This window comes from Sulfurospirillum arcachonense DSM 9755 (assembly GCF_000597725.1).
Taxonomy (GTDB): Bacteria; Campylobacterota; Campylobacteria; order Campylobacterales; family Sulfurospirillaceae; genus Sulfurospirillum_A; species Sulfurospirillum_A arcachonense.
The window spans coordinates 1-24,907 of the sequence record NZ_JFBL01000023.1; the positions used below are offsets into that span (position 1 = coordinate 1).

A 24,907-nucleotide genomic window follows, 5' to 3' on the forward strand; every position below is an offset into this window, starting at 1 on the left:
GAACGTACAACTATTTATTCAATGCACATTATATACCTATTAGCCTTAATGATAACATTAAAAGGACATAAAATGTGTCCTATTAAATCACTAAATTCACAAAAAATATTTCAATTTGCAATATTTTTACTGCTTTTCTATTCTTTTTACTAATATTCTTAAATAATTTATGTCCTTTTATTGCTTTACATGTAGATAACAGGACAAAATGTCAGGTATTTGTAGAAAATTGTATTAAAAGGACATTATGTCCCTTAAGAAAAAGGTTTTAATGTGGAAGTTAAAAAAAAGTTATTGGACGTTGTTAGAGATAAGATTAGAGTAAAACACTATAGTCTTTCAACAGAAAAAACTTATATTCATTGGATAAAATCTTACATACTCTTTCACGATAAAAAACATCCTATTGACATGGGAAAAGTTGAGATAGAACAGTATCTTACAAGCTTAGCAGTAAAAAACAGAGTATCACCTACCACCCAAAACCAAGCATTTTCTGCTTTATTGTTTTTATACAAAGAAGTTTTGGGTGTCGATATGAGTGAGTGGAATATCAAGCTTTAAGGGCACAGACAAGAAAACACATACCAACAGTATTGACAAAAGAAGAGGTTCAAGATGTTATTGAAAACACAAATGGCGTATATAACCTAGTAGTATCTTTGATGTATGGTTGTGTAAAATTCTGGGACAGAATAGCAATTAAATTGAAATATATTTATAAACTCTTTATTTCATATGTCACAATATTATGTTAGCGAAAATGCTCACTCTATTTATAAGATTTGGAGCATTCTTGGCTGTTGATTTAGATAATTAAAAAACTTAAAATTAATTAGTATTTTCGTATAATACTCCATAGTAAAATCAGATACAATAAAAAGAGATTTTTAAAAACTAGGAGAAGATATTTTATCATGAATCAATTTCCTTTACTTTCTATGGAACAAACCATAGATATGATTAAACAGTTGCATGATAGAAATCCAGCTTTTGGTATGGATATTTACGAAGAAAATTTTCAAGTAAAAGATTTTCTTATCTTAGAGAACAATGGAGAAGGAAGAGCTTCTTCTTATACTCGTTGTGAATACTATATATTGATATTATCTTTAAAAGGGAAATCAATCCGCCATATAAATCAACATGATTATATGATAGAATCTCAGTCATTGCAGTTATTGACACCTGGCGTAATTCACTCTTTTGATGATGTAAGTGAAGAGCAAAATTCTTATCTTATAATCTTTAATAAAAAGTTTTTTGATACAGAATTAAAAAATTTATTAGAGTTTCATAGCTTAGATTTATCCCCTGCAAATTTTCAAGGATCTGAATTTGAAAAGATCAAAAATATATATGAGCAAATAGATTTTGAGTATAAATATAAACAGGAAGATTATAAGCAGATGACAAAATCACTTGTCACACAACTGCTACTCATCTTAAAGCGTAAAAAACTATTTTATTCAAAAAACAGAGTGCAAAATAGAGCAGAACAAATATTTAGTCAATATCTTAATTTAATAGAAAAGCATTATCAAAGTAAAAAAGTTATCCAAGAGTATGCCGATATTTTAGAAGTTACAGCAAAACACTTAAGTGAAACAGTAAAAGAGGTATCAGGTAAAAGTGCACTTATTTATATCCACACGCGTATACTAAAAGAGATAAAATATCTTTTAGTTTATACAAATTTAAATATCCAGCAAATCGCTACTATGCTGAGCTTTAAAAATAGTTCAGAATTTTCAAGGTTTTTCAAAAGATATGAAGGTATAAGCCCATCAAAATATAGATTATCTTTCAAAAATCCGTAATATTGCATATAATTACGATTTTTAGCTCTTCACTTTAACTATGATTTTCTCATATAATTGTCCCAATAAGAGAGAATAATTTCTCAAATAAGGATTTAAAATGAAAAATAAAATATTTTTAGGAGTTCAAGTATTTGTTGGACTTATGTTGTTTGTATTTGGACTAAATGGTTTTTTACAGTTTATCCCTCTGCCTGTACCTGCAGCCCCAATGGCTGAATATATGAGTGCTTTATTGGCTACAGGATTTATATTTCCAATTGTTGCTACAATCCAAATTATTGTCGGGTTATCTTATATCACAAATAAGTTTACATCTTTGATGACTATCATGGTACTACCTATAATGATAAATGCATTTTTAGGGCATCTATTTTTAGATATAGGCGGGATTGCTGGTTCAGCTATTATTATCCTTGGTATAGTAGTAGTTATGATAAAAGATAAAGCTAAATATAAAGAGATTTTTAAAAGCTAGATAGGAGATATTATGTCAAATATTATACTACACCTAAAAAAAGAGCAACAACAAATAATGTATTTAGGTGATGCTTTGATTGAAAATAAACCCATACCTTTTCCAGATAAAACAGGAACATTAGCATACTCAAATCTATTTTATTGGGCACATGCCCAAGCACTTGATGATGGTGGGATTCCTTTACATTATCATGAAGGCTTTGAGATAATGACATTTATACTAAAAGGCTCAGCTGAGCATTATGATACAGCAACAAAAGTTTGGACACCGCTACGAGAAGGTGATGTTCAAGTTATCCAGGCTGGTTCTGGTGTTGAGCATTCAGAGAAAGCCCACAAAGGGGGAGAAGCATTTCAAATTTGGTTTGACCCTGATATCTCTCAATCTATAAAAAAACCAGCTGCTTATAAAGACTATAAAGCAAGTAGTTTTAAAAGTAAAGTTGTAAATGGAATCCAAGAGCTTGTATATATAGGTGATGATGGAATTATAGTTCATGACACACCAAATATAAGTATAAAAAAACTAACTTTTAGTCATGGAAGTTTTGATGAGCAACTAGATGATTTATACACTTATTCTTTTTATCTTTTAGATGGAGAAATTTCAGTAGATGGGAAAAAAGTTGAAAAAGATGATTTTTTTATAGTCAGTTCAAGTGATAATATTCATTATGATGTAGCAAATAAAGCAGTGCTATTTGTTATCAAGAGTTTGACAAAGATAGAGTATCCCTTGTACATAGATAAATATTAATATATGTTATATCCTTTACATGTAAGGATTTACTCCTTACATGTAAGTACTATTATCCCACTGCAGATAAAGCATCTTTTAAAGGATTGTTTTTCTCATGTTTTGCAAAATCAACTTGTGAGATAGTTCCTACTTCTCCTGATTCAAACAAAACAACACTACTTTGTCTTAATCTTCCTAAACTCTCATTATCTTCATTTTTATAAGTATAGGGCGAATTATTGGCTCCTAGATATATAGCACCTATGCCAACTTCACCTAAACCTATAAGCTTATTATCGCTCCAGATACGCAAATTTTCAAAGATAGGGTCATTTTCATCTATCCAGTTATTGCCATCTTCGTCATACTGGCTTAAATCTTTAAAACCATTACCACTTTGTGTTCCAAAAAGCTCACTTCCATCATCTATGATTCCATTTTCATTTTTATCTAGTGCTAAAAAACCATTGTTTTTAGACAAACATGAAATTTGATCATTTTGTCCATCGCAATCAAGATCAAAGGAAAATGTTTCATTATTAGTAAAACTTGGAAGATCTCCATCTAGATTTACTACAAGTGGGTCTATGAAAACAGACTCTTTAATAGTTGTTTTAGAATAAAATGAGCGTTGCATGTTGAAATTAAGGTCGATCTCAATACTACGTCCATCCTCAGTCTTAATGACTCCTTGTGTTTGCATAGATAAACTTTCAGATTCTGTGTATGTAGATTCATACTCCACTTCTACCGTTCTCATCGTAAGGTTATGTGGAAGATTCTTTATACGTGTAGATTCATCTAAGCAATTCTTTTGAGGGACCAAAGTTTCTTCTTTTTTCCCCGACAATGACTGAAGTAGTTTTTGAAAGAGAGCAAATTTAATATGCTTGACTAAATCACTTTCACTCTGGGTTTTAACTTCCTCTCTCGACATAGGCTCATCTATAGAAAGATTGGTTAATTCCTCTTGAAAAGTATCTGTCTTTTCATAAGAGAACTCGTGGGCTGCTACATAACTGATATCATGTGATTCGATTTTCATGATTCACCTCCCGTAAAGAAAACAAGCAAAATCTATTCTCATTTTTATTGAGACATTTACTTTAAAATTCAAATCAAACTACAAGCCAATACAGAGTATAATTTAGTAAATATGCAATAGGATTATTTTTGGAATTATTAGACAAAGTTAAAAAATTATTGGAAGATAGAAACATATTACTTACTGGTGGTGGTGGAGTTGGAAAGAGTTATCTTACAACTCAACTTATAAGTGCTCTTAGAGGAGATGGCAAGCAAGTTGTTGTTCTTGGTAGTACGGGAGTGAGTGCGGTTAATGTACATGGACATACAATTCATAGTTTTTTTTGTTTTGGTATTTCAAATAATCTTCAAGAGATGAAAAAAAATGACAAATACACAAAACAAAGAGTAAAAGAGTTAAATAAAATTCTTTATGCTGCAGATTTGTTGATTATTGATGAGATTAGTATGGTGAGTTCTGATTTACTTGATATGATTCGTTATAGGCTCGATAGTGGAAATTTTGATGGAAGATTGCTTTTTGTTGGTGACTTTTTTCAGCTTCCTCCTGTAAAGTCAAGAGTTCAAAACAACTCTCTTTTTGATGGCAATGAGTTTGCTTTTGAGAGTTCTTCTTGGGATTATTTTGACCCATATATTGTTGAACTTACTCGTACAAAAAGAACAGAAGATGAAGAGTTTTTTGGTATATTAAATCGTATTAGAAGAGGGGAATTAGATAATGAAGTTGGAGCTTATCTGAGTGGATTAAGAAACAACTTACATGTAAGAGATGAAAATCCTACTATCTTATTTGGTACAAATGCTAAAGCAGATGTTATGAATATGCAAAGATTAAATCTTTTAGAAGCTGACCCAGTAGTTTTAAAAGCCAAAGAAAAAATACATCTTCCTTCTTTACATGTAAAGAGAATAGAGTCTTGGAAAAAGAATCTCCCAGTGCCAGCTGATTTGACTTTAAAAGTCGGAGCTAATATACTTTTTTGTACAAACAAATGGGGTTCATACTATAATGGAGAAAGAGGGATTATAAAAAACCTTGATGAAGAAGAGGTTATAGTAGAAAAAAACAATGGAAAAGTTGTAAAAGTAAAGAGAGCGGAGTATACTTTGAGTGAGAGTATAACACTCAATAATAAGATAGAAGAAAAGCCTTTAGTGACTTTAGAACAGTTTCCTTTAAAACTTGCATATGCTATTACTATTCATAAATCACAAGGCATGAGTATAGATTCTCTTGTTTGTAATATAGATAATATTTTTGAAAAGAGCCAATTTTACGTAGCTATAAGTAGAGCTAAAAATCCAAAACAACTTTTGATTGATTATAGTTATAATAGTTTTGAAAACCATTTAAAAAACTGTGTACAAGTTTCGCCAAAAGTAACAGATTTTTATGCGAAAAGTGAGTTAATAAAAATAGAAGAAGATACACTTTTTTAGTTTTTTGACGATGTACATATAAGGATAGTAAATAAAGGTCTGTTAAAATACAGTAGTCAATACTTCGTGCTTGAGTCGCGAGGAATTTTTACTGGACTTTGTTCAGTAAAAAGGAGGTAATAAACATGAACATAGATAATTCATTTGCATCAAATGTCTATAAAGATATTTCAGCATCAGTTTCAAAAAAACTTGAAGAAAATGAAAAGGTAACTGCAAAAGACATTTCCAATCAATACCTCATAGAGTATCAACTGCAAATTATGAGTGAATCAAAAATAGAAGTAAATAAACAAGCCGATGTTTTTACTCTTGCAGATATTGGTTATGAGGGGAAACCTATAGCAGAACTTACTCAAGAAGACGCAAAAGAGTTAGTAAGTGAGGAAGGTTTCTTTGGCATTACTCAAACAAGTGAAAGAATAGCAAACTTTGTTTTAAGTGGTGCAGGAGATGATGTAGAAAAGCTTAAAGCTGGGCGTGAAGGCATCTTAAGAGGTTTTAATGAAGCAGAAGCATTGTGGGGTGAAAAGCTACCAGAAATCAGCTATACTACGATTAATAAAGCGGTAGAGATGATAGATTCAAAACTCAATGAACTTGGTGTTCCTATCATAGACTCTAGCATATAAAAAAGGTAAAGATGAAAAAGATATTATTTATACTATTGTTTAGTTGTTTATATTTACAAGCTGAGGATATTTTGCGTGTAGATGAGTTTGAAGTAAGTCTTTTTAGTAAAGTATCTAAAAGCTCAGTGCAAGTAGAGAGTTCTATGATTTTTGAAGGTCGTGACGTACAAGAGTATGATTTTAAAATCATAGATGCTCTTAATGTCGTAATAGGAAGCTTTTATGTAGAAAACTTACTGACTTCACAAGGCAAAGAAGGACTTAAAAAAGCTATTATAGAGTATACAAAAAATAAATATGCTATTGACATTGATCATGTTTATATACAAAAATTAAATATTAAACAAGAGGCTTCAACACAAGAACTGATTGATGCTATGAAAAAAGAGGGATGTTGTAACTAATCTATTGCATAATGACATCAAAATCTTTTGGCACAGTTGCTTTAAACAGAGCATCGTCTAAAAAACTATTCATAGTTTGGTTAAAAAGTTCTATTTTTACACTATTTGCTAGTGTATCTTTGTATGAGATTTGCAAAATTTTATCATTTTGAACTTTGATATTATATTTTATATTTTCATAACTTGCTTCATATGTATTGTCATCTTTTTTTGTTGCACCTTTTAAAATTTCAGTTAGGTTTGGTGAGTTTTCTATGTTTGTAATGATGACTTGTTCTAATTCAGGTTCAATTATAATAACTTGATTTTTATTAAAATATATCTTTTTCTCTATTGGTTTTTTATATATCCAAAGTGCTTTTGCTTGAGTTGAAGCATAAAAACTTCCTTCATATACAATTTTTGAATTTTCTTCGTTTGTAATTGTCTGTTTAAAATCACTACTAATAGTGTTGAAATCAAGTACTTGTGCTAGCATAATCGTACATGTGAATAAAAAAGTTGTTAAAAGCTTCATATTTTTTCCTATAATTAAATTGTTGTTATAGTTTTAGCAAATTAATAGTAAATATATGATAAAATCTGTCTTTTTAAATTGAAATATCAAAAGGTAAGTGTATATGTTAGGTATTGTAAAGAAGATTTTTGGAACACAAAACGACAGAATAGTAAAAAAATACCAAAGTCGTGTTAAAGAGATAAATGCTTTAGAATCAACTTATGAAAAGATGACTGATGATGAATTAAAATCAGCGTTTAAGAGTTTTAAAGAAGAGATACAAAAAGAAACAAAAACTTTAGATGATATTTTAAATGATGTATTTGCAATAATTAGAGAAACAAGTAAAAGAACTACTAGTATGAGACATTTTGATGTTCAACTTATTGGTGGTATGGTGCTGCACCAAGGTGATATTGCAGAGATGAAAACGGGTGAGGGTAAAACACTAGTTGCAACTCTTCCTGTTGTTTTAAATGCAATGACTGGTAAAGGTGTACATGTAGTAACAGTAAATGATTACCTAGCTCGCCGTGATGCTGAAGAGATGTCTGTTATTTATAACTTTTTAGAACTTAGTGTTGGTATCATTACTGCAAATATTGAAGGTGATGAAGATAGAAAATCTCAATATGATGCTGATATTACTTATGGAACAAACAATGAGTTTGGTTTTGACTATCTTCGTGATAACATGAGATATTCTTCAAGTGAAAAAATGCAAGGCAACCATAACTTTGTTATCGTTGATGAAGTGGATTCAATCTTAATTGATGAGTCAAGAACTCCTTTGATTATTTCTGGTCCAACAGATAGAACTTTAGAAGGCTATAAGATAGCAGATGCTGTTGCTCAAAAACTTAAAGTAGAAGAAGATTTTACACTTGATGAAAAAAACAAAACAGTATCTCTTACAGAAGCTGGAAATGAAAATGCAGAAAAACTTTTTGGTGTAGATAATTTATATAGTATGGAAAATGCTGTTCTTTCTCACCATTTAGATCAAGCTTTAAAAGCAAGACACCTTTTTGAAATAGATGTTGATTATGTTGTTAAAGATGGCGAAATTGTTATTGTTGATGAGTTTACTGGGCGTCTTAGTGAAGGAAGAAGATTTAGTGAAGGACTTCATCAAGCACTTGAAGCAAAAGAGGGTGTTGAAATTAAAGAAGAGTCACAAACTCTAGCAGATATTACGTTTCAAAATTATTTTAGACAGTACAAAAAACTAGCTGGTATGACAGGAACTGCACAAACAGAAGCAACAGAATTTGCTCAAATATACTCTTTAGATGTTATCTCTATCCCAACAAATCTTCCAATGTTAAGAGAAGATAAAAATGATCTTATCTATAAAACTGAACAAGAGAAATTTGAAGCTGTTATAAAAGATATAAAGCTAAGAAATCAAAAAGGTCAACCTGTTCTTGTAGGTACTGCTTCTATTGAGAAAAGTGAGCTTTTACATGCTCTTTTAAAAGATGCAAAAGTACCTCATTCAGTACTAAATGCAAAAAACCATGAAAAAGAAGCACAAATAGTTAAAGATGCTGGTATGAAAGGTGCAGTAACAATTGCTACAAATATGGCTGGTCGTGGTGTTGATATTAAGTTATCAGATGAGATAAAAGAACTTGGTGGTCTTTATATTATTTCTACTGAGCGTCATGAAAGTCGTCGTATTGATAATCAGTTACGTGGACGTTCTGGTCGTCAAGGAGACCCAGGTGAAAGTAGATTTTATTTAAGTCTTGAAGATAATTTACTACGTATTTTTGGTAGTGACAAGATTCGTTCTATCATGGATAGACTAGGTATTGAAGAGGGTGAGCACATAGAGTCTAAAATGGTAACACGTGCTGTAGAAAATGCTCAGAAAAAAGTTGAGCAAATGCATTTTGAGTCAAGAAAACATCTTTTAGAATATGATGATGTTGCCAATGAACAAAGAAAAACTATTTATAATTTTAGAAACAATCTTTTAGATGCCGATTATGATATTGATAGTAAAATAAATGAAGTACGAACTGATTATGTTCAAAATGTACTTTTTCGTGCAGAAATTTATGAAGGTAGTGTAAAAGAAGAGTTTGATTTAGCGAATCTAATTTCGATTATTAAAGCAGATATGCAAATAGAGATTGATGAAGAAGAATTAAAAGATTTGGATTATGCAGAGTTAGCTTTACATGTAGACAAAATCATTACTGATAATTATGATAAAAAAATGTCTGTAGTTGATGATGAACAAAGACATGAAATAGGAAGAATTTTATATCTTCAAGTACTAGATAAAGCTTGGAGAGACCATCTTTATCAAATGGATATACTTAAAACTGGTATTGGACTTCGTGGTTATAACCAAAAAGATCCATTAACTGAGTATAAAAAAGAGAGTTATAATCTTTTTATGGAACTTGTAGATCAAATTAAGTATGAGAGTATTAAAACTTTACACTTAGTGCAATTAAGAGATCAAAAAGAAGAAGAAGAACTTCAAGCTATGCAAGAGATGATGGCTCGTATGGAAGAAGAAAATTCAAAAGGTATTAAGTTTGAACATGCAAGTTCATCGGATCAAACTGAACCTATTGTTGAGAAAAAAGTTCCTAGGAATGATCCTTGTCCTTGTGGAAGTGGGAAAAAATATAAACAATGTTGTGGTAAGAGTGGCCCTAAAAAAGGGATACTTGCGTAACAATCAATGTTGAGTAAATATTTAGTCAAAAAATATCTTAGATTTGATAAATCTCAACCTTTTATAACTATCAGTGCATTTTTAGCTTTTTTTGGAGTTGCAATTGGACTGATGGTTCTTATGGTTGCTATGGCAATTATGAATGGTTTTGATAAAGAGTTTGAACGAAAACTTTTTACTATGAACTATCCTCTAACGATACATCCAAATAGTTTTAAAATGGTAAGTAGCGATGATGTAGACTTACTAAATAAAAAATTTCCTCATTTAAAATTTAGCCCTTATATATCTTCACAAGTTATTACAAAAAGAGGTAATAAACTAGAAGGTGGTATGCTTTTTGGTGTAGATTTTGAAAAAGAAAAAGAGATAAATAGCGTTTTAAACAAAGGTATCGGCGACAATAAGCTTGGCAAGTTTGATATTGTAGTAGGGAGTGAGATAAGAAAAAAATATTATTTAGAAGAGGATGAAAAACTTACGCTTATATTTACTCAAAGTGATCCTGGTGGATTGTCTTTAATTCCTAAGATGAAAAGATTTACGTATAAAGCTGATTTTGAATCAGGACTTATTGCTTACGATAAGCTTTACATGTATACTCAATTAGAAGGCCTTTCAAAAATACTAAGATATAAAAAAAATACATATGATGGAATTCATGTATATAGTGAAACTCCTTTTGAAGATATAAAGAGTATAAAAAAAGTTTTACCTGATTATTTAAGTGTTGTTGGTTGGTGGCAAATGAATGGAAATTTTTTCTCAGCTTTAGCACTTGAAAAAAGAGCTCTTTTCATAGTTTTAATGCTTATTATACTTATTGCATCACTAAATATTATAAGTTCACTTTTAATGACTGTTATGAATAGAAGAAAAGAGATAGCACTACTACTTTCTTTAGGGGCGTATAAAGAAGAAGTTAAAAAAGCATTTTTTTACTTAGGGCTTATTATAGGTGGTGGAGGTATGGTTTTTGGTATCCTTTTAGGATTTTTATCTCTATTTCTTTTAGGCTCATTTGATTTGATTGATTTACCAGCGGACGTTTATGGCTCATCGAAGTTGCCATTAGAATTATCTTTAATAGATTTTAGTATGATTGTAGTAGGAGCAGCTATTATTGTTACTTTATCGTCATTTTACCCTGCACATAAAGCTACTCAAATCGATGTTTTAGATACCCTTAGAAATGAATAAAAGTTTTTAAACTATTTTTATAATATCTTCACAGTTGTTTTTTACAAGCTCTTGAAGTTTTCTAAGTAAAACTTTGGCATTTTTTCCATCTTCTGGAAATGTCACAATATTATCTTCTGCACTTTGATCTAGAAAGTCTTGGATACCAGATAATAATTCAGTTGCACCATTCCAATCTGTTCCTGGTAACATTACAATAAAGTTGTTTTTTATTTGGAATAAAGCATCTGTTTGTCTAAGTATTTTCTCAAACATAACTATACTTTCTTCTTCTTTTTTATGTTCCAAGGAAAAATATATAATAGAAAATGGAGCTTCATCAGTAATGCCAAATCTCTCTAAAAGTGCAATATGATGATCGACTAGTGAAACCAAATCTTTTTTTGAAAAAGTTATACTTGACATAATGTTTCCTTTAAATATTACATGTTATTACATATTCTACAATAAATTTTCTATATTTTCAAAATAAAAATAATTTAATCCATCTTGATGTCGATATTTAAATTTTATATTATGAGCTTTTACAATATTATCTACGATATATAGCCCTAATCCAAAACTATGGTGAGAATTTTTTTCTTGTATAAAAGGTTGGAGATAATGTTCTAAATCATGCTCTAGTGGACTACCTTTACTGATAAAAGATATTCTATTAGCAGTGGCAGTGATGATAACAAAATGATCTAGTGAGTATTTTATACCGTTGTCTATTAAGTTTTTAATAGCTGTTGTAAAGAGTCTAAAATCAACATTTAAAACTAAGTTAGCATCTATTTCCAATTTAAGGGCTTTAGAAGGAGCCATTGCTAAATCTATTGATTCGTCAATTATATCTATTAGTCTTGCTGGTCTAATATTTTGTGTGCCTTCACCTGAAGTTATCTGTTCTATAGATGCAAATTCATTGATAAGTAGCTCAAGTTTTTCAAATACATTAATAAGTCTATTTCGTTGTTTTTCATTATCAATCATTTCAGCACTAATTCTACCTTTTGTAATAGGAGTTTTAAGCTCATGCATAATATTTCTCAAAAAAAGCTGCCTAGAGCTATTTAACTTCTTGATTTGCTCGACAGCATGTTGAAAGGCATTAGATACTTGAGAAATTTCATCTTCTCCTTCACTATTACAGTGTATATCTAAATTACCACTTGCAAATTTATCCATTTGTCTCTTTAGTCGCCTTAATGGTTTGATTTTTCGTATAGTTATAATATAAGATAAAATAATTATTCCAAATACAAGTCCAAATATTGATTTGATAATATCATACCGATAGGGTTGGTAATCATTATCTTTAAAGAGTAAAATAGCATTTTGATGCTCTACAAGCAGATAGTGATGTTTATCATATTTTAATATAGAACTACTCCCTATTTTACTTTTAATTTTTTGTATTACCTTTGATTGTGTGATAATGTTTTTTTTCTTTTCTTTATCAATAATTTCGCTTAAGCTATAATCTTGAATTTGTTCTTGTAACTCTTTTTTACTAATGAGTTTATTAAGATGAAAAAGAGTAGATCTTGCAATAATAGAGTATTTTTTGTTTAATTTTTCAGAATAATCTTGTTTGTCATATTCTAAAAGAAAAATTGAAGCTAAAAGGATACTTGTTAAAGAGAGTAAAAATATAAAAGTAATACTGTAAAAAATAGATGATTTTGTAATTTTGATCATTTTAAAAATTTATATCCTATACCTCGTACTGATTGAATATATTTTGGTTCTTTTGGATTTTCGTTTAATTTATGTCTTATCCTGCCTATTATTACATCAATACTTTTATTGGTAGTATCTTCATTAATTGAATCAATATTATAAATTAGCTCTTCTCTTGAAACAACACCGCCATCTTTTTTTATAAGGTAACTTAGTATCCCATACTCTGCAGATGTAAGAGTAAGCTCATTACCTAAAAATTGAATGCTCATAGAGCTTTCATTGAGAATTAAATCTTGTTTTTTATCTTCTTGCTTTTGTACATTATCACTTTGTGTATGTCGCCTTAATAAACTTTTGATTCTTGCTTGTAATTCTCTTGGATTATAAGGTTTTGGAAGATAATCATCTGCCCCATTATCCAAAGCAGTAACTTTATCCGTGATATCATGGCGTGCAGAAGAGATAATAATAGGAGTAGAGTATTTTTTTCTAATCTCTTTACAAACTTCTAATCCATCAATACCAGGAAGAGTTAAATCTAGTATAATTAAATCAAAATTTGACATTGATAGAGTAGAAAGCCCTATAAAAGGGTCTTCTGCTGTTGTTACATTTATTTCATATTGTTCTAAGTATTCAGTTAAAATCTCAGCAAGTTCAAGATCATCCTCTATCATTAAAATATTTATCATTTATTCACCTATTTACTAGTTTATATATAATAGAGGATTATAGCATAATGCTTATTTTATAACTATAGCCATATGGTAACCATTTCTATTAATATATAATATTTTCTTTTTCTTATTTTCTAGTGCTTTTTTAAAGTCCTTAAATGATTCTATCGTTGTTTGATCCACTTGAACAATAATATCTCCAGGCATAAATCCTAATTTATAAGCTGTTGAGCCTGATTTAACACCAGTAATTAAAATACCCTTAATATGTGGAGGAATTTGATATTTTTGTCTTATATTGCTTGATAACTCTTCTAATTTGAGTCCTTGTATGGACGTTGTGGTTGTTGCTTGACTTAAACTTTTATCCATATTAGCTAGAACTATTTTTGTACTTTTAATTTTTGAATTTCGTTCATACTTAACTTCTACAGTTGTCCCTGGTCTTTTATTACCTATTGAATTTTTTAGATCATTTGCACTTTTTATTACAACATTATCAATTTCTATAATTAAATCACCTCTTTGTATTCCAGCTTTTGAAGCAGGTGAACTTTTTTCAACATTTAAAATAAATGCTCCATTTTTATGTTTATAAACTTCTTTTAAATCATTTGTTAAATTAGATATAGATACACCGATGTATCCTCTTTCTATTTTTCCTTTTTCTATAAGGGCTGTTGCAATGTTTTTTACCATTTGAGAAGGGATAGCAAAGCCTATACCATTATTGCCACCACTACGCGATAGTATAGCACTGTTTATACCTATAAGTGCACCTCTGCTATCAACTAAAGCTCCCCCTGAGTTTCCTGGATTGATTGAAGCATCGGTTTGTATAAAGTTTTCATATTGGTTAAGACCAATACTTGTTTTATTAAGAGCAGAGATTATACCTTGAGTAACCGAACCTCCAACACCAAAAGGATTTCCTATAGCAAAAACAACATCTCCTTCTTGAGAATTATCTGAATTCCCAAATTTAACAGCTTTAAAAGAATCACCCTCTATTTTTATAACAGCTAAATCAGTTTTAGAATCAAGTCCTATGACTTTTGCTTTATATTCTTTTGTTTCACCTAAAAGAGTTACAATGATTTCATCTGCATCTTCTACAACATGATTATTAGTAACTATGTAACCATCTTTAGAGATAATAACACCAGAACCTAAAGAGTGTGCTTTTCTTTGTTGTGGAGAATTTTCTGGAAAACTACGACCAAAGAAATCTTTTAAAAGAGGGTTATTTAACATTTGATTTAATTGATTGTTTTGATTTACAGTTTTTGTTGTAGATATGTTAACAACACTATGTTTTACTTCCTTAATTGAGTTATTGTAAGAAAGCACTACGCTATTGTTAGAGGGGTATACACGTTGGGGATTATCAGGCATTGTTGATATATTTACGTGACCTGCAAAAAGAGCAATAGCTGTTACTGTTGAGAGCAAAATCATTTTTTTCATTTTCTATCCTTAAATGAGTTGTATTGTTAAAATTATAATCTATGCAAGTTAATATTAAGTAAACATTATAGCAATGAATGAATAAAGTTGATTGACTTAGACTAAACCTTTATGGTAGAATAAACGCAATATATTAACTAAAAGGTTATGAGGATGAGTAAGAGTTTATACGATACTTTAGGGATTTCACAAAGTGCTAGTCCTGATGAAATAAAGAAAGCATATAGAAGATTGGCAAGAAAGTATCATCCTGATATAAATAAAGAACCAGAAGCAGAAGAAAAATTTAAAGAGATAAATGCTGCGTATGAAATATTGAGTGATAGTAGTAAAAAATCTCAGTATGATCAGTATGGTGATAACATGTTTGGTGGTCAAAATTTCCATGATTTTGCAAGCTCACAAGGTGGCGCTAATTTAGATGACATAATAAGAAGTATGTTTGGTGGTGGCGGCATGGGTGGTATGAATGGTGGTTTTGGCGGTTTTAGTGGGGGAGGGTTTGGCGGTAGTGGATTTGGTATGCCTGACCTTGATGTAAGTGCCAGAATTACTATACCTTTCAATGTAGCAGTACTTGGTGGAAAACACTCTGTTAATTATAGTGGAGAAAGTTTTGATGTTAAAATACCTGCAGGATTAAAAGATGGCGAAAAACTGCGTATAAGAAATAAAGGAAAAAGCTATCAAGGACAACGTGGAGATTTAATTTTAAGTGTAGCAGTAAGTGAAAGTCCTGAATATGAGAGAGAAGGCAATGACTTAATAAAAGTTATTGATATCCCTTTAAAAACAGCTCTTTTTAGTGGAAAAGTTACTGTTGAAACACTATATAAAGAGATAACTTTGAAAATTAAAGCTGGAACTAAAAATAATCAAAAATTTAGAGTAAAAGAATACGGAGCAATGAACCGTAAAGCAGGTACTAAAGGTGACTTATATCTTAAAGCAAATATAATTAACCCAAATGTGGATGATTTGGATGAAGATTTAGTTAAATTAATGGAAGAAAAGTTACCAGAAGCTTAATAAAAGGATAATGTTATGCATGGATATGATGAACCAGTTTATCTAATAAGTGTTGTTGCCAAAGTTTTGACAATTCACCCACAAACACTTCGTCAATATGAAAGAGAAGGGCTAGTCAGTCCTGCAAGAACAGATGGGAAAATGCGTCTTTATTCTCAACGTAACATTGATAGAATTAAAATGATACTAAGACTCACTCGAGATTTAGGAGTAAATTTGGCTGGTGTTGATGTAGTTATGCAATTAAAAGAAAAACTAGATGAGTATGAAAGTCTGATTGATGAATTAAGAGAAGAAATCAATGTACTAAAAGGTGGAAGCCGAACTAATAATTCTCTTGTAAAAAGACAAAATACTTACGACATTATTATTTTTGGAGAATAATACTTATATATAAAGGCTATTAGCGTGAATAATTTTTTAGTAATTATATTGACTGCAACAACAATAGCCATTTTATTAAATCTGTTTTTAAAACGTTTTCATGTTCCTACAATAATAGGATATATTTTTACAGGAACACTGATATCTTATATATTTCATTTATATAGTAGCGATGAATTAAATCATATTGCTGAATTTGGCATAGTTTTTTTAATGTTTACTATAGGTTTAGAGTTTTCTATAAATCATCTTATGAGTATGAAAAAAGAAGTATTTTTTAATGGTGCTTTGCAAGTATTAATAACAGGTGGTATATTCTCCTTATTGGCTCAATATATTTTTGATATTCCTGAAAAAAGTGCTATTATTATTGGTTTTGCTTTTGCTTTATCTTCAACTGCAATTGTTTTAAAAATTTTAAATGATAGTGGAAATATTCATACGGTACATGGAAGAAAAGTATTGGGAATACTCCTTTTTCAAGATATAGCAGTTATTCCACTTCTTTTGATGATAAATATTTTTGCTACAGATAGTAACTCATTATCTTCTTTACTTTTAGAAACATTCATAAGTGCACTTATAGTGCTAGGGTTACTATTTGTAATAGGCAAATATTTTTTAAATTCTTTTTTTGCAAAAGTTGTTTCTTCTGAGAGTGATGAGATATTTGTTGCTTCTGTTTTACTTATAGTTGTTGGTGCCTCTTATTTGGCACATGCTTTTGGATTTACTTATTCTTTAGGTGCTTTTATTGCGGGTATGATGATATCTGAAACCAAATATAAACATCAAGTAGAAGCTGATTTAATTCCATTTAGGGATTTACTCTTAGGTCTGTTTTTTATTACTATAGGTATGCAAATTGATATTTCTATCATTCAAAGTTATTTTATAGAAATTATTCTTTTATTGATTGCTGTAATGATTATAAAAACAGGAGTGATATTTACAATCTTAGTTACATATGTCAACAAAAGAATTTCTTTTAAATCTGCTCTTTCAATATGTCAAGTTGGTGAGTTTTCTTTGGCTGTTTTCGCACTAGCTAGTGCCAGTTCACTTTTAGATCCAGTAATAAATCAAATTCTTATTGTTATGGTTGCCCTTTCTATGATACTAACACCATTTATCTTAAGAAATGTCAAATTTCTTGCCGATTTATTTATAAAAGAAGAGGCTAATAACGAGCATATTATTTGTTCATCAGGATTGCATGATCATATTATAGTTTGTGGCTACGGTAAACTAGGACAAGAAATAGTATATAGGTTAAAAAAGATGGATGTAAAATTTTTAGTTATTGAACATGATATTAATTTAGTCAAATTAGGTCAAGAGCGTAATGAACCAGTATTTTTTGGTAATGCTGCGATGAAAAGTATACTGAAGCAATGTAGTGTAAAAACATGTAAGGCTGTTATTGTAGCCATCAATAATGAGAAAAAATTAAGACTTATATGTGAATTATTGAATTCATTTAAAGAACCTATCAATACGGTTGTTAAAGTAGCTGATTATGAAGAGAAAAAACTGTTAAAAGATTTAGATGTAAATCATATCGTAAATGAAGGAAGAGAAGTTGCCAAATCTCTTATAAAAGAGGCTCTTGTTTGAGAGGAAAAACTATTTCAAACTTTGAATAACTATCTTTTTTAGATTCAATATTTAAAGTACCTTTTAGTTGTTTGGTTACTATATCATGTATTATGCTCATACCAAGACCACTACCGCCTTTACCTTCTTTTGTAGTGTAATATGGTTTGCATATATTTTGTTTTGTTATTTCATCCATCCCTTGCCCATCATCTTCATAAATAATAGTGCAATTTTCTTTATCATTAATAAATATATTTATACTTATCAATCCTTTTTCTTTATTTTCAAAACCATGGATTATAGAATTCATAATCAAATTAGTCAATATCTGTGAAATTAAACCGGGATAACTGTTAATATGCAAGTTCTCATCACATGTAATATGTATAGTATGCTTTGTGTTTTTTGTAGCATGGTATAAAGACAACAGTATATCATCAAGATATTCTTTTACATTAAATACTCTTTTTTCTTCTCTTGATTGGTCTATAGCAATATTTTTAAAACTTTTTATTATTTGAGATGCTCTTGTCAGATTTGTTAGTATAGTTTTAGCTAATTTTCTAGATTTATCTAAATATAATTCAAATTCATCTTGGCTTAAATTATCTTCTTTGTAGAGTTTTTCTAGATTTAATATTTCTGATTCAAAATGAGAAATACCAGTTACTCCAAGTCCAAGTGGAGTATTGATTTCATGAGTAACACTTGCTACTAACTTACCTAAGTTAGCCATTTTAGTAGAGTTGTGTAGCGAGTTTTGTGTTCTTTCTAAATTTGAAAGAGTATCTTGTAATTTTATATTGGATTCTTCTAAGTCGGCAGTTCTGTTTTTTACAAGAATCTCTAAATTATTATTTAATTCTTCAACCTCTTTTTTTGTTTTGTTAATTTCAGTAATATCAAAATAACATCCGATGATGCCACCAACATTGCCTTGTTTATCATAAAAGATATTTTTTTGCATAATAACATCTTTAGAATCACCTTCTTTGGTTTGTATTTGTGTGAGATATTCTTGATAACCTTTTTCGTTCAAAAGATTTTTATCTGATTGATAATAAACTTCTGCTAAGTTTTTTGGAGCAACATCAAAAACACTTTTTCCTTTAATTTCTTTTTTATCTATACCAAATATTTCTGAAAAAGCATTATTACATCCTATATATAAGCAATTAGCATCTTTGTAATAAATAGGAATACTGATATTATCAATCAGTATTTGTTCAAAATCTAGTTGTTTTTCTAGTAGTTTTTCACTATTTTTTCTTTTTTTAACATTATGAATTAAAGTAAAAATAGCTATAAACAAAAGAATAATGAAAAAAGTAGTAATATTTACCAAAAATGTATATTTTTCATAAAATGTTTTACTTTTGTTAATGACTAAAGAGTCTTTGGGTAACTGGCTTTCTTCAATCTCATATTTTTTTAAAGCATTGTAATCAAATATAAATCTATTTGAAGATTCTGAAATTATTGGTAATGTAGATGGATGTATACCAGAAAGTACTTCTATAGCTAAACTATGCATGAGTTTACCATGTTCTTTACCACTAATAAGTTTACCACCTACTATAAGAGAATTAAGATAATATTCGGCTAAACAATAAACAGGAACTGAACTATGATTGAGTATTTCATTTTTAAGAAATTCTTGTGTTACATGTACGGAGTTTTTATCTGAGTAATAAGTACTTAATAAAACTGCTGTATCATCATCAAACGAAGAGACTTTAGCTTTTAATTCATTAATAGTGAGTGGTTCAGAATATATAAATTTTACATTAAATTTTTTATTTTTTAACTCTTCTTTTATACTTTGTTCTAAGGCTCTACCGGTTTTTAAATAATCATTTAATACATATATTTGTTTTAAATGTGGATGGATTTTTAACATAGCCTCAATAGTTGCTATTGTAGATGTTTTTTCTTCTATACCTGTATAGTTATCATATCCTTTAAGCATAGATTCATGGTAATGGTTTACACCAGAGAAAACTACAGGAAGATTTCCAAAAACATCATCTCTATATTTTTTTAGAAAATCAAAAGCATTGTTGTCAGTACTAAGTATGAGTTTAAGGTTGATGCTTTTATATTTTTTTTTATAAAAGTCTGCAAGACTTTTTAAATATTTTTTGTTGTAAATACGTTTTGTATCCATATACTCAATGTGTAGAGAATATATACTACCTGGAAAAACAAAATTTTTTATGACTTCATTGGTTATAGTATCAGTCCAAGTCATACCTTGATGATAAGAGTTGAGTAAGAGTATATGTGTTGTATTGTTTTGACTATAGAGGCTAGTAGATAATAAAAGAGTAAAAAGAAAAATCTTTAATTGTTTAAACATTTTAAAACTCCACTTACGCTTATTATTATAGCATAAATGGAGCTTAGAGTGATTTTAATTATTCGTATAAACCAGAGCTTAAATATCTCTCACCTGTATCACATAAAACAGTGACAATATTTTTACCTTTAAATTCTGGTCTTGAAGCGATTTGTTTAGCTGCATATACATTTGCACCAGCTGAAATACCAACTAAAAGACCTTCTTTATTGGCCAATGATCTTGATGTTTCTACGGCATCTTCATAACTTACTTGTAATACTTCATCAAAAACATTAGTATCTAGTACTGCTGGTATAAAACCAGCTCCAATTCCTTGAATTTTATGAGGTCCTGGTTTACCACCTGAAAGTACTGGAGATAAATTTGGTTCTACTGCTATTATCTTTATGTTTGGGTTCTTCTTTTTTAAACTAGACCCAACACCCATAAGTGTTCCACCTGTTCCAACTGCTGCTATGAAAATATCTATTTTCCCATCAGTATCATTCCAAATCTCTTCAGCTGTAGTCTTTACATGTATAGCTGGATTTGCTTGGTTTGCAAATTGTTGAGGCACAAAAGAATTTGGTGTTTCACCTGCCAATTCTTGAGCTTTATCAACAGCACCTTTCATCCCAAACTGAGGTTCAGTAAGTACAAGTTCAGCTCCAAGTGCCGCAAGAAGTTTTCTTCTTTCAATACTCATAGAACTTGGCATAGTTAAAATCAACTTTAATCCATAGCTTGCACAAACTGCTGCTAAACCAATACCAGTATTTCCACTAGTTGGTTCGATGATGATTGAATCTTTATTGATTAGGTTTTGATCTAATGCATCTTTAATCATATTAAAACCAATACGATCTTTTACTGAGTGAGTAGGGTTTAAAAACTCACATTTTCCTAGTATTGTTGATCCTGTTGCATCAGAAACTTGGTTTAATTTTACTAAAGGTGTATTTCCTATAAGGCCTGTAATATTTTGTGCATATTTCATTTTTTATCCTTGTTTTTTTAATTTCTCTTTGCCAAGAGTTTATATACTATAATCTAATTGTTCTCTCAATTTATCTTGATACTCATGAAGTTCAGATAATGAAATGTTAAAGATGTTTTTGAGTTTATCATTACTCTCTTTGTAAAACAAATTTAAAACTGGATTGTCAACTTTTGATTCGACGATATTTAAATTTCCTTCTAAAGCTATAAAAATATCTTTGACTAAGATATCATTAGCTTTTCTTGCTAAAAAATATCCACCATGAGCACCTCTAACGCTTGTTACAAGTTCAGCTCTTCTTAAAACAACTAGTAGTTGTTCAAGATAGTTTTGAGGGATCCCAGCTTTTGCTGAAATCTCTTTTATCTGTGTAGGTTTATCTGTCTTTATAAGAGATAACTCGTACATGGCACTCAAACCGTACATCCCTTTTGTTGAGAGTAGTGACATAATCTCTACCTAACCTATTGCTTGTTCTAAATCAGCTATTAAATCATTGGCATTTTCAAGGCCAATACTAAGTCTAATCAGCCCTTGTCCAATTCCTGACTTCTCTAACTCATCTGCTGGTACTTGCATATGCGTCGTACTTGCTGGATGGGTTATGATTGACTTAGAATCACCTATATTTACCACTACTGAAAATAATTTTGTACTATTGAGTATATTTTTCGCATACTCTAGACCTTCAACTTCAAAGCTTAGTAGTCCTGAAGTCAAACCATCTTTAAAGTATTTTTTTGCTTTATGATGTTGTTCATCACTTTCAAGTCCCGGATAAGATACATTTTTTACTTTTGGATGTGACTTTAAGTACTTTGCAACCTTTAAAGCATTGAGAGAATGTTGTTTCATCCTCACTGCTAATGTTTCAAGCCCTTGGATTAATAACCAAGAGTTAAATGGAGCAGGAGTAGCACCAAGATCACGTAAAAGTGAAAGTCTTGCTCTTAGTGTAAACAGAGGAAGAGGGATATCTGCATAAACAAGACCATGGTAACTTTCATCTGGCTCATTAAAATGCGCATATCTTTCATTGCCAATCAGTTTTTCATTTAATCCTTTTCTAGCAACTAAAATACCACCAAGTGCTAAACCTTGACCTGTTGTATATTTACTAGTGCTATGAACCACAACATCAACACCATGTGAAATAGGTTGCAATAGTATAGGCGTTGCTACTGTGTTATCACAAACAGTCACTATGTTATATTTATTTGCTATTTTTACAATTTTTTCTATATTTGGTATTGCAATTTGTGGGTTTGAAAGTGATTCAAAAAATATTGCTCTTGTTTTATCATCTATAAGTGCTTCTAAATCATCTGCATTGTCACTATCAAATGATTTTGCTTCTATACCAAATCTCTTAAGAGTATGTGTAAGAAGAGTAGTTGACCCACCATAAACTTTTTTTGCAACGATGATATTTTCACCAGCTTGTGCTAAGTTTGCTACTGCAAAAAATACAGCAGATTGTCCACTTGAAGTTGCAAGTGCTGCTTCTCCACCTTCAACAGCAGCAAATCTATTTTCAAATACTTCTGTTGTAGGATTGTTAAGGCGTGTATATATTGGACCTAATTCTTTCAACGCAAAACGATTTGCAGCAGTATCTGCTGTTTCAAAATCATATGCAGTTGTTTGATAAATAGGAACAGCCATTGTGCCAAAATCACCTCTGTCATATCCGTGATGTAAGGCTAATGTTTCTTGTGTCATTTGTGTGTCCTTTTTTGTTTGTTGAGAGAATTATAGAATATTTTTTGGCTAATGTCAAGTAATCTTATCGGAAAACTATTAAATAAAATAAAAATGCTATGAAAAAGCCTAAAATAGGGCATATTTATTTATGACTAATTTACTCATGTTAATATAAAATAAAATAAAAAAGTAACATTAATCATTTTGTTGAAAATAAATCTTTATTAAACTATAATAGCAACATAAGCTTTAGGGGTGTCATTTTTGACTGAGATTATACCCTCAAGACCTGATCTAGTTCATGCTAGCGTAGGCAAAAGTTACTTTATATTAAAATAACTCTCACTGATCCTTGAGCTTAAATACTTTACAAGGATTCTAATGTACACATCATCATTAGTATATATAGGACTTGCTTCCTCGATTTGTGTTTTCGTTACCTTTGCACTAATCTCTTATATGAGTGCAAAAAATTCTGGTTCTGCAATCATCAAATATAAAAATGCTGTTTCTTCAACTCTTGGAGTGAGTACGCTAAGTGCTTCTGCTCTTGGTATCTGGATACTTTTTTCTCCACCTAGCTCAGCACTTTTTGGAGGTATGGCAAGTGTTTTAGGCTATGCTTTAGCTTCTGCTTTACCACTTTTTGCTTTAGCTTTTTTAGGAACTCGTTTAAGATCTGTGATGCCAGAAGCTTCATCACTTATAGAATACACCGAAGTAAAACTTGGTGTAGCATATAAAAACTTACTTTTAGTATGCAGTATCTTTTACATGTTTATCTTTCTTTGTGCTGAGATGACTGCGGTTGCAAAAGTTTTGGAGTCTTATGGTTCGCTTTCACTTGGTTTAGGTGCTTTTATCATTTTACTGTCAGCTGTTTCTTACTCTCTTCTTGGTGGTCTTAGACTATCTATAAAAACGGATATGATTCAGTTTGTATTGATAGCCTTTGCACTGGCTTTGTTTTTTTATGTTATCCCTTGGCATCAAAGTTTAGCTTCAATTAATCTAGTAGAAGAGGTTAAAAAAGACTTTACTAACTTTAACTCAGTAGCTTTTGGATTAACTCTGATCATAGCAGTACTTTGTACAGAAGTGTTTAATCACTCTACATGGCAAAGAGTTTACGCACTAAGAGATGAAGCTGTTAAAAAAAGCTTTGTTATATCTGGTTCTATCGTTTTTGTGGTGATTTTTCTTTTAGGATTAAGTGGCATTTTTGCAAAAAGTACGGGGCTTTTAGGAAGCGATGTCAATCTTGCACTATTTGATTTACTAAACTTATCTAATCCAGTCATGATAGTACTGTTAATCATACTTGTAGTCTCACTTGTCCTCTCCTCAGCAGATACACTTTTAAACGGCATAGCATCACTGTTTATCCTTAATAAAGATGAAGACAGTAAAAATCTAAATTTATATAGGATTATGATGATAGTGACTTGTTTTCCAGTTTATTATATAGCTTCCAAGGGATATGATGTATTTTATATGTTCTTAATCGCAGATTTGATTTGTTGTGCTCTTATAGGTCCAGCAATCTTTGCAATCTTAGGTAAAAAAGAGTATAAAAAATCATTTTTAGTGGGAATCATCTCTTTAGTAGTAGGAGCCGTACTTTTTCCAGGAGTTGATTTTACTGATGGTATCTTAGTCAGAGTATTGGGTGGAGCAAACGAAGTAAATGCACTTTTCGCTACAAATCAACTGTTTTTCTCTTTTGTGATAACAGTTTTCTTATCTTTCTCTCTTACTTCTTTATTTTCTGTAAAAAAGTAACTAACATATAAAACCGTAGGATTAAATTCCTACGGTAATTGTCTTTATACTTTCAACTTAAAACCAATTTGATTTAATGAACATTATGTTCTTTTAATACGATATTTGACAAATCATAATACAAGGTGTTCTGTTATTTGCTATTTTCTCTTTAAAAACACATCAAATTTTTAAGAAAACTCACTAAATCAATCGTCATTTTTCACAAATATCCCTTTTTTAGGGCTATTTAACTTCAAATAAAGAACACTTTTTATGTTTAGTTAATTGTTAAATTTAGAGCTGTTTGTGTTA

The 24,907-nt window shown here is 30.1% G+C and carries 23 protein-coding genes and 1 riboswitch; of the genes, 13 read left to right on the forward strand and 10 right to left on the reverse strand.

Going from position 1 to position 24,907, the window contains the following annotated elements; genetic code table 11:
• Window positions 1-273 precede the first annotated feature (273 nt).
• From K354_RS15280 to K354_RS14860, 4 genes are all read left to right on the forward strand, one after another.
• The gene (locus K354_RS15280; RefSeq protein WP_024955956.1) at window positions 274-564 is read left to right on the forward strand and encodes a phage integrase N-terminal SAM-like domain-containing protein; all 291 of its coding nucleotides are present in this window, start codon (window positions 274-276) and stop codon (window positions 562-564) included.
• Between the two features lie 353 nt (window positions 565-917).
• Complete coding sequence (locus K354_RS0113200; RefSeq protein ID WP_024955957.1) at window positions 918-1,820, forward strand: helix-turn-helix transcriptional regulator; 903 nt, start codon at window positions 918-920, stop codon at window positions 1,818-1,820.
• A gap of 100 nt (window positions 1,821-1,920) precedes the next feature.
• On the forward strand, window positions 1,921-2,298 hold the full coding sequence (locus K354_RS0113205; RefSeq protein ID WP_024955958.1) for a hypothetical protein: 378 nt from the start codon (window positions 1,921-1,923) through the stop codon (window positions 2,296-2,298).
• Window positions 2,299-2,310: 12 nt separating this feature from the next.
• Window positions 2,311-3,057, forward strand: coding sequence for a pirin family protein (locus tag K354_RS14860; RefSeq protein ID WP_024955959.1), 747 nt, complete (start codon window positions 2,311-2,313; stop codon window positions 3,055-3,057).
• A 52-nt stretch (window positions 3,058-3,109) separates the two neighbouring features.
• On the opposite strand, the gene K354_RS0113215 is transcribed toward K354_RS14860, so the two are convergent.
• Window positions 3,110-4,084, reverse strand: coding sequence for a hypothetical protein (locus tag K354_RS0113215; protein ID WP_024955960.1), 975 nt, complete (start codon window positions 4,082-4,084; stop codon window positions 3,110-3,112).
• 128 nt (window positions 4,085-4,212) lie between these two features.
• Between K354_RS0113215 and K354_RS0113220 the strand changes: the two genes are divergently transcribed.
• The 3 genes from K354_RS0113220 (at window position 4,213) to K354_RS0113230 (ending at window position 6,565) form a co-directional block, all read left to right on the forward strand.
• Window positions 4,213-5,529, forward strand: coding sequence for an ATP-dependent DNA helicase (locus tag K354_RS0113220; RefSeq protein WP_024955961.1), 1,317 nt, complete (start codon window positions 4,213-4,215; stop codon window positions 5,527-5,529).
• Between the two features lie 125 nt (window positions 5,530-5,654).
• On the forward strand, window positions 5,655-6,161 hold the full coding sequence (locus K354_RS0113225) for a hypothetical protein (protein ID WP_024955962.1): 507 nt from the start codon (window positions 5,655-5,657) through the stop codon (window positions 6,159-6,161).
• A gap of 11 nt (window positions 6,162-6,172) precedes the next feature.
• A complete protein-coding gene (locus K354_RS0113230; protein ID WP_024955963.1) occupies window positions 6,173-6,565 on the forward strand; it encodes a flagellar basal body-associated FliL family protein in 393 nt (130 codons plus the stop codon).
• A 1-nt stretch (window position 6,566) separates the two neighbouring features.
• Here K354_RS0113230 and lolA read toward each other — a convergent pair whose 3' ends face one another.
• Window positions 6,567-7,082 (reverse strand): LolA-like outer membrane lipoprotein chaperone, encoded by a 516-nt coding sequence (gene lolA / locus K354_RS0113235; protein WP_024955964.1) that lies wholly within the window; start codon window positions 7,080-7,082, stop codon window positions 6,567-6,569.
• A gap of 103 nt (window positions 7,083-7,185) precedes the next feature.
• Between lolA and secA the strand changes: the two genes are divergently transcribed.
• Together secA and K354_RS0113245 are read left to right on the forward strand one after the other, a co-directional pair.
• Window positions 7,186-9,762 carry a preprotein translocase subunit SecA gene (gene secA, locus K354_RS0113240; RefSeq protein WP_037940870.1) on the forward strand — a complete coding sequence of 859 codons (2,577 nt, stop codon included), beginning with the start codon at window positions 7,186-7,188 and terminating at the stop codon, window positions 9,760-9,762.
• Window positions 9,763-9,768: 6 nt separating this feature from the next.
• The gene (locus K354_RS0113245) at window positions 9,769-10,962 is read left to right on the forward strand and encodes an ABC transporter permease (protein ID WP_037940872.1); all 1,194 of its coding nucleotides are present in this window, start codon (window positions 9,769-9,771) and stop codon (window positions 10,960-10,962) included.
• 6 nt (window positions 10,963-10,968) lie between these two features.
• Here K354_RS0113245 and K354_RS0113250 read toward each other — a convergent pair whose 3' ends face one another.
• From K354_RS0113250 to K354_RS0113265, 4 genes are read right to left on the reverse strand one after another with little or no spacing between them, the layout of a single operon-like run.
• Window positions 10,969-11,367 carry a hypothetical protein gene (locus K354_RS0113250; protein ID WP_024955967.1) on the reverse strand — a complete coding sequence of 133 codons (399 nt, stop codon included), beginning with the start codon at window positions 11,365-11,367 and terminating at the stop codon, window positions 10,969-10,971.
• 36 nt (window positions 11,368-11,403) lie between these two features.
• Window positions 11,404-12,636, reverse strand: a complete 1,233-nt coding sequence (locus K354_RS0113255; RefSeq protein WP_024955968.1) for an ArsS family sensor histidine kinase — start codon at window positions 12,634-12,636, stop codon at window positions 11,404-11,406.
• Window positions 12,637-12,641: 5 nt separating this feature from the next.
• Window positions 12,642-13,322 carry a response regulator transcription factor gene (locus tag K354_RS0113260; protein WP_024955969.1) on the reverse strand — a complete coding sequence of 227 codons (681 nt, stop codon included), beginning with the start codon at window positions 13,320-13,322 and terminating at the stop codon, window positions 12,642-12,644.
• Between the two features lie 51 nt (window positions 13,323-13,373).
• Window positions 13,374-14,774, reverse strand: coding sequence for a Do family serine endopeptidase (locus K354_RS0113265; RefSeq protein ID WP_024955970.1), 1,401 nt, complete (start codon window positions 14,772-14,774; stop codon window positions 13,374-13,376).
• A 153-nt stretch (window positions 14,775-14,927) separates the two neighbouring features.
• Between K354_RS0113265 and K354_RS0113270 the strand changes: the two genes are divergently transcribed.
• Genes K354_RS0113270 through K354_RS0113280 form a run of 3 tightly spaced genes read left to right on the forward strand, consistent with a single transcriptional unit; the run spans window position 14,928 to window position 17,804 of the window.
• Entirely contained in the window at window positions 14,928-15,803 is an 876-nt protein-coding gene (locus K354_RS0113270) for a DnaJ family protein (protein WP_024955971.1), read from the forward strand.
• A gap of 15 nt (window positions 15,804-15,818) precedes the next feature.
• The gene (locus tag K354_RS0113275; RefSeq protein WP_024955972.1) at window positions 15,819-16,187 is read left to right on the forward strand and encodes a heat shock protein transcriptional repressor HspR; all 369 of its coding nucleotides are present in this window, start codon (window positions 15,819-15,821) and stop codon (window positions 16,185-16,187) included.
• A gap of 24 nt (window positions 16,188-16,211) precedes the next feature.
• Window positions 16,212-17,804 (forward strand): cation:proton antiporter, encoded by a 1,593-nt coding sequence (locus K354_RS0113280; protein WP_024955973.1) that lies wholly within the window; start codon window positions 16,212-16,214, stop codon window positions 17,802-17,804.
• Here the strand turns inward: K354_RS0113280 and K354_RS0113285 are convergent.
• From K354_RS0113285 to K354_RS0113300, 4 genes are read right to left on the reverse strand one after another with little or no spacing between them, the layout of a single operon-like run.
• Window positions 17,782-20,145, reverse strand: a complete 2,364-nt coding sequence (locus tag K354_RS0113285) for a sensor histidine kinase (RefSeq protein ID WP_024955974.1) — start codon at window positions 20,143-20,145, stop codon at window positions 17,782-17,784. The genes K354_RS0113280 and K354_RS0113285 overlap by 23 nt on opposite strands.
• A 58-nt stretch (window positions 20,146-20,203) precedes the next feature.
• Window positions 20,204-21,124, reverse strand: a complete 921-nt coding sequence (cysK, locus tag K354_RS0113290) for a cysteine synthase A (RefSeq protein WP_024955975.1) — start codon at window positions 21,122-21,124, stop codon at window positions 20,204-20,206.
• A gap of 39 nt (window positions 21,125-21,163) precedes the next feature.
• Window positions 21,164-21,577: an RrF2 family transcriptional regulator gene (locus K354_RS0113295; RefSeq protein WP_024955976.1), complete on the reverse strand. Its 414-nt coding sequence runs from the start codon at window positions 21,575-21,577 to the stop codon at window positions 21,164-21,166.
• A 9-nt stretch (window positions 21,578-21,586) separates the two neighbouring features.
• Window positions 21,587-22,849 carry an O-acetylhomoserine aminocarboxypropyltransferase/cysteine synthase family protein gene (locus K354_RS0113300; protein ID WP_024955977.1) on the reverse strand — a complete coding sequence of 421 codons (1,263 nt, stop codon included), beginning with the start codon at window positions 22,847-22,849 and terminating at the stop codon, window positions 21,587-21,589.
• A 223-nt stretch (window positions 22,850-23,072) separates the two neighbouring features.
• Window positions 23,073-23,164: riboswitch (TPP riboswitch) on the forward strand.
• 48 nt (window positions 23,165-23,212) lie between these two features.
• Here K354_RS0113300 and K354_RS0113305 point away from each other — a divergent pair.
• On the forward strand, window positions 23,213-24,613 hold the full coding sequence (locus K354_RS0113305) for an SLC5/6 family protein (protein ID WP_024955978.1): 1,401 nt from the start codon (window positions 23,213-23,215) through the stop codon (window positions 24,611-24,613).
• The last annotated feature ends 294 nt before the right edge of the window (window positions 24,614-24,907 follow it).

Excerpts from the sequence above, each read along its gene's own strand:
- K354_RS0113200 (WP_024955957.1), top strand. The coding sequence starts at position 918 with ATGAATCAATTTCCTTTACTTTCTATGGAACAAACCATAGATATGATT.
- K354_RS0113205 (WP_024955958.1), top strand. The coding sequence starts at position 1,921 with ATGAAAAATAAAATATTTTTAGGAGTTCAAGTATTTGTTGGACTTATG.
- K354_RS14860 (WP_024955959.1), top strand. The coding sequence starts at position 2,311 with ATGTCAAATATTATACTACACCTAAAAAAAGAGCAACAACAAATAATG.
- K354_RS0113215 (WP_024955960.1), bottom strand. The coding sequence starts at position 4,084 with ATGAAAATCGAATCACATGATATCAGTTATGTAGCAGCCCACGAGTTC.
- K354_RS0113225 (WP_024955962.1), top strand. The coding sequence starts at position 5,655 with ATGAACATAGATAATTCATTTGCATCAAATGTCTATAAAGATATTTCA.
- K354_RS0113230 (WP_024955963.1), top strand. The coding sequence starts at position 6,173 with ATGAAAAAGATATTATTTATACTATTGTTTAGTTGTTTATATTTACAA.
- lolA (WP_024955964.1), bottom strand. The coding sequence starts at position 7,082 with ATGAAGCTTTTAACAACTTTTTTATTCACATGTACGATTATGCTAGCA.
- secA (WP_037940870.1), top strand. The coding sequence starts at position 7,186 with ATGTTAGGTATTGTAAAGAAGATTTTTGGAACACAAAACGACAGAATA.
- K354_RS0113245 (WP_037940872.1), top strand. The coding sequence starts at position 9,769 with ATGTTGAGTAAATATTTAGTCAAAAAATATCTTAGATTTGATAAATCT.
- K354_RS0113250 (WP_024955967.1), bottom strand. The coding sequence starts at position 11,367 with ATGTCAAGTATAACTTTTTCAAAAAAAGATTTGGTTTCACTAGTCGAT.
- K354_RS0113260 (WP_024955969.1), bottom strand. The coding sequence starts at position 13,322 with ATGATAAATATTTTAATGATAGAGGATGATCTTGAACTTGCTGAGATT.
- K354_RS0113265 (WP_024955970.1), bottom strand. The coding sequence starts at position 14,774 with ATGAAAAAAATGATTTTGCTCTCAACAGTAACAGCTATTGCTCTTTTT.
- K354_RS0113270 (WP_024955971.1), top strand. The coding sequence starts at position 14,928 with ATGAGTAAGAGTTTATACGATACTTTAGGGATTTCACAAAGTGCTAGT.
- K354_RS0113275 (WP_024955972.1), top strand. The coding sequence starts at position 15,819 with ATGCATGGATATGATGAACCAGTTTATCTAATAAGTGTTGTTGCCAAA.
- K354_RS0113285 (WP_024955974.1), bottom strand. The coding sequence starts at position 20,145 with ATGTTTAAACAATTAAAGATTTTTCTTTTTACTCTTTTATTATCTACT.
- cysK (WP_024955975.1), bottom strand. The coding sequence starts at position 21,124 with ATGAAATATGCACAAAATATTACAGGCCTTATAGGAAATACACCTTTA.
- K354_RS0113295 (WP_024955976.1), bottom strand. The coding sequence starts at position 21,577 with ATGTCACTACTCTCAACAAAAGGGATGTACGGTTTGAGTGCCATGTAC.
- K354_RS0113300 (WP_024955977.1), bottom strand. The coding sequence starts at position 22,849 with ATGACACAAGAAACATTAGCCTTACATCACGGATATGACAGAGGTGAT.
- K354_RS0113305 (WP_024955978.1), top strand. The coding sequence starts at position 23,213 with ATGTACACATCATCATTAGTATATATAGGACTTGCTTCCTCGATTTGT.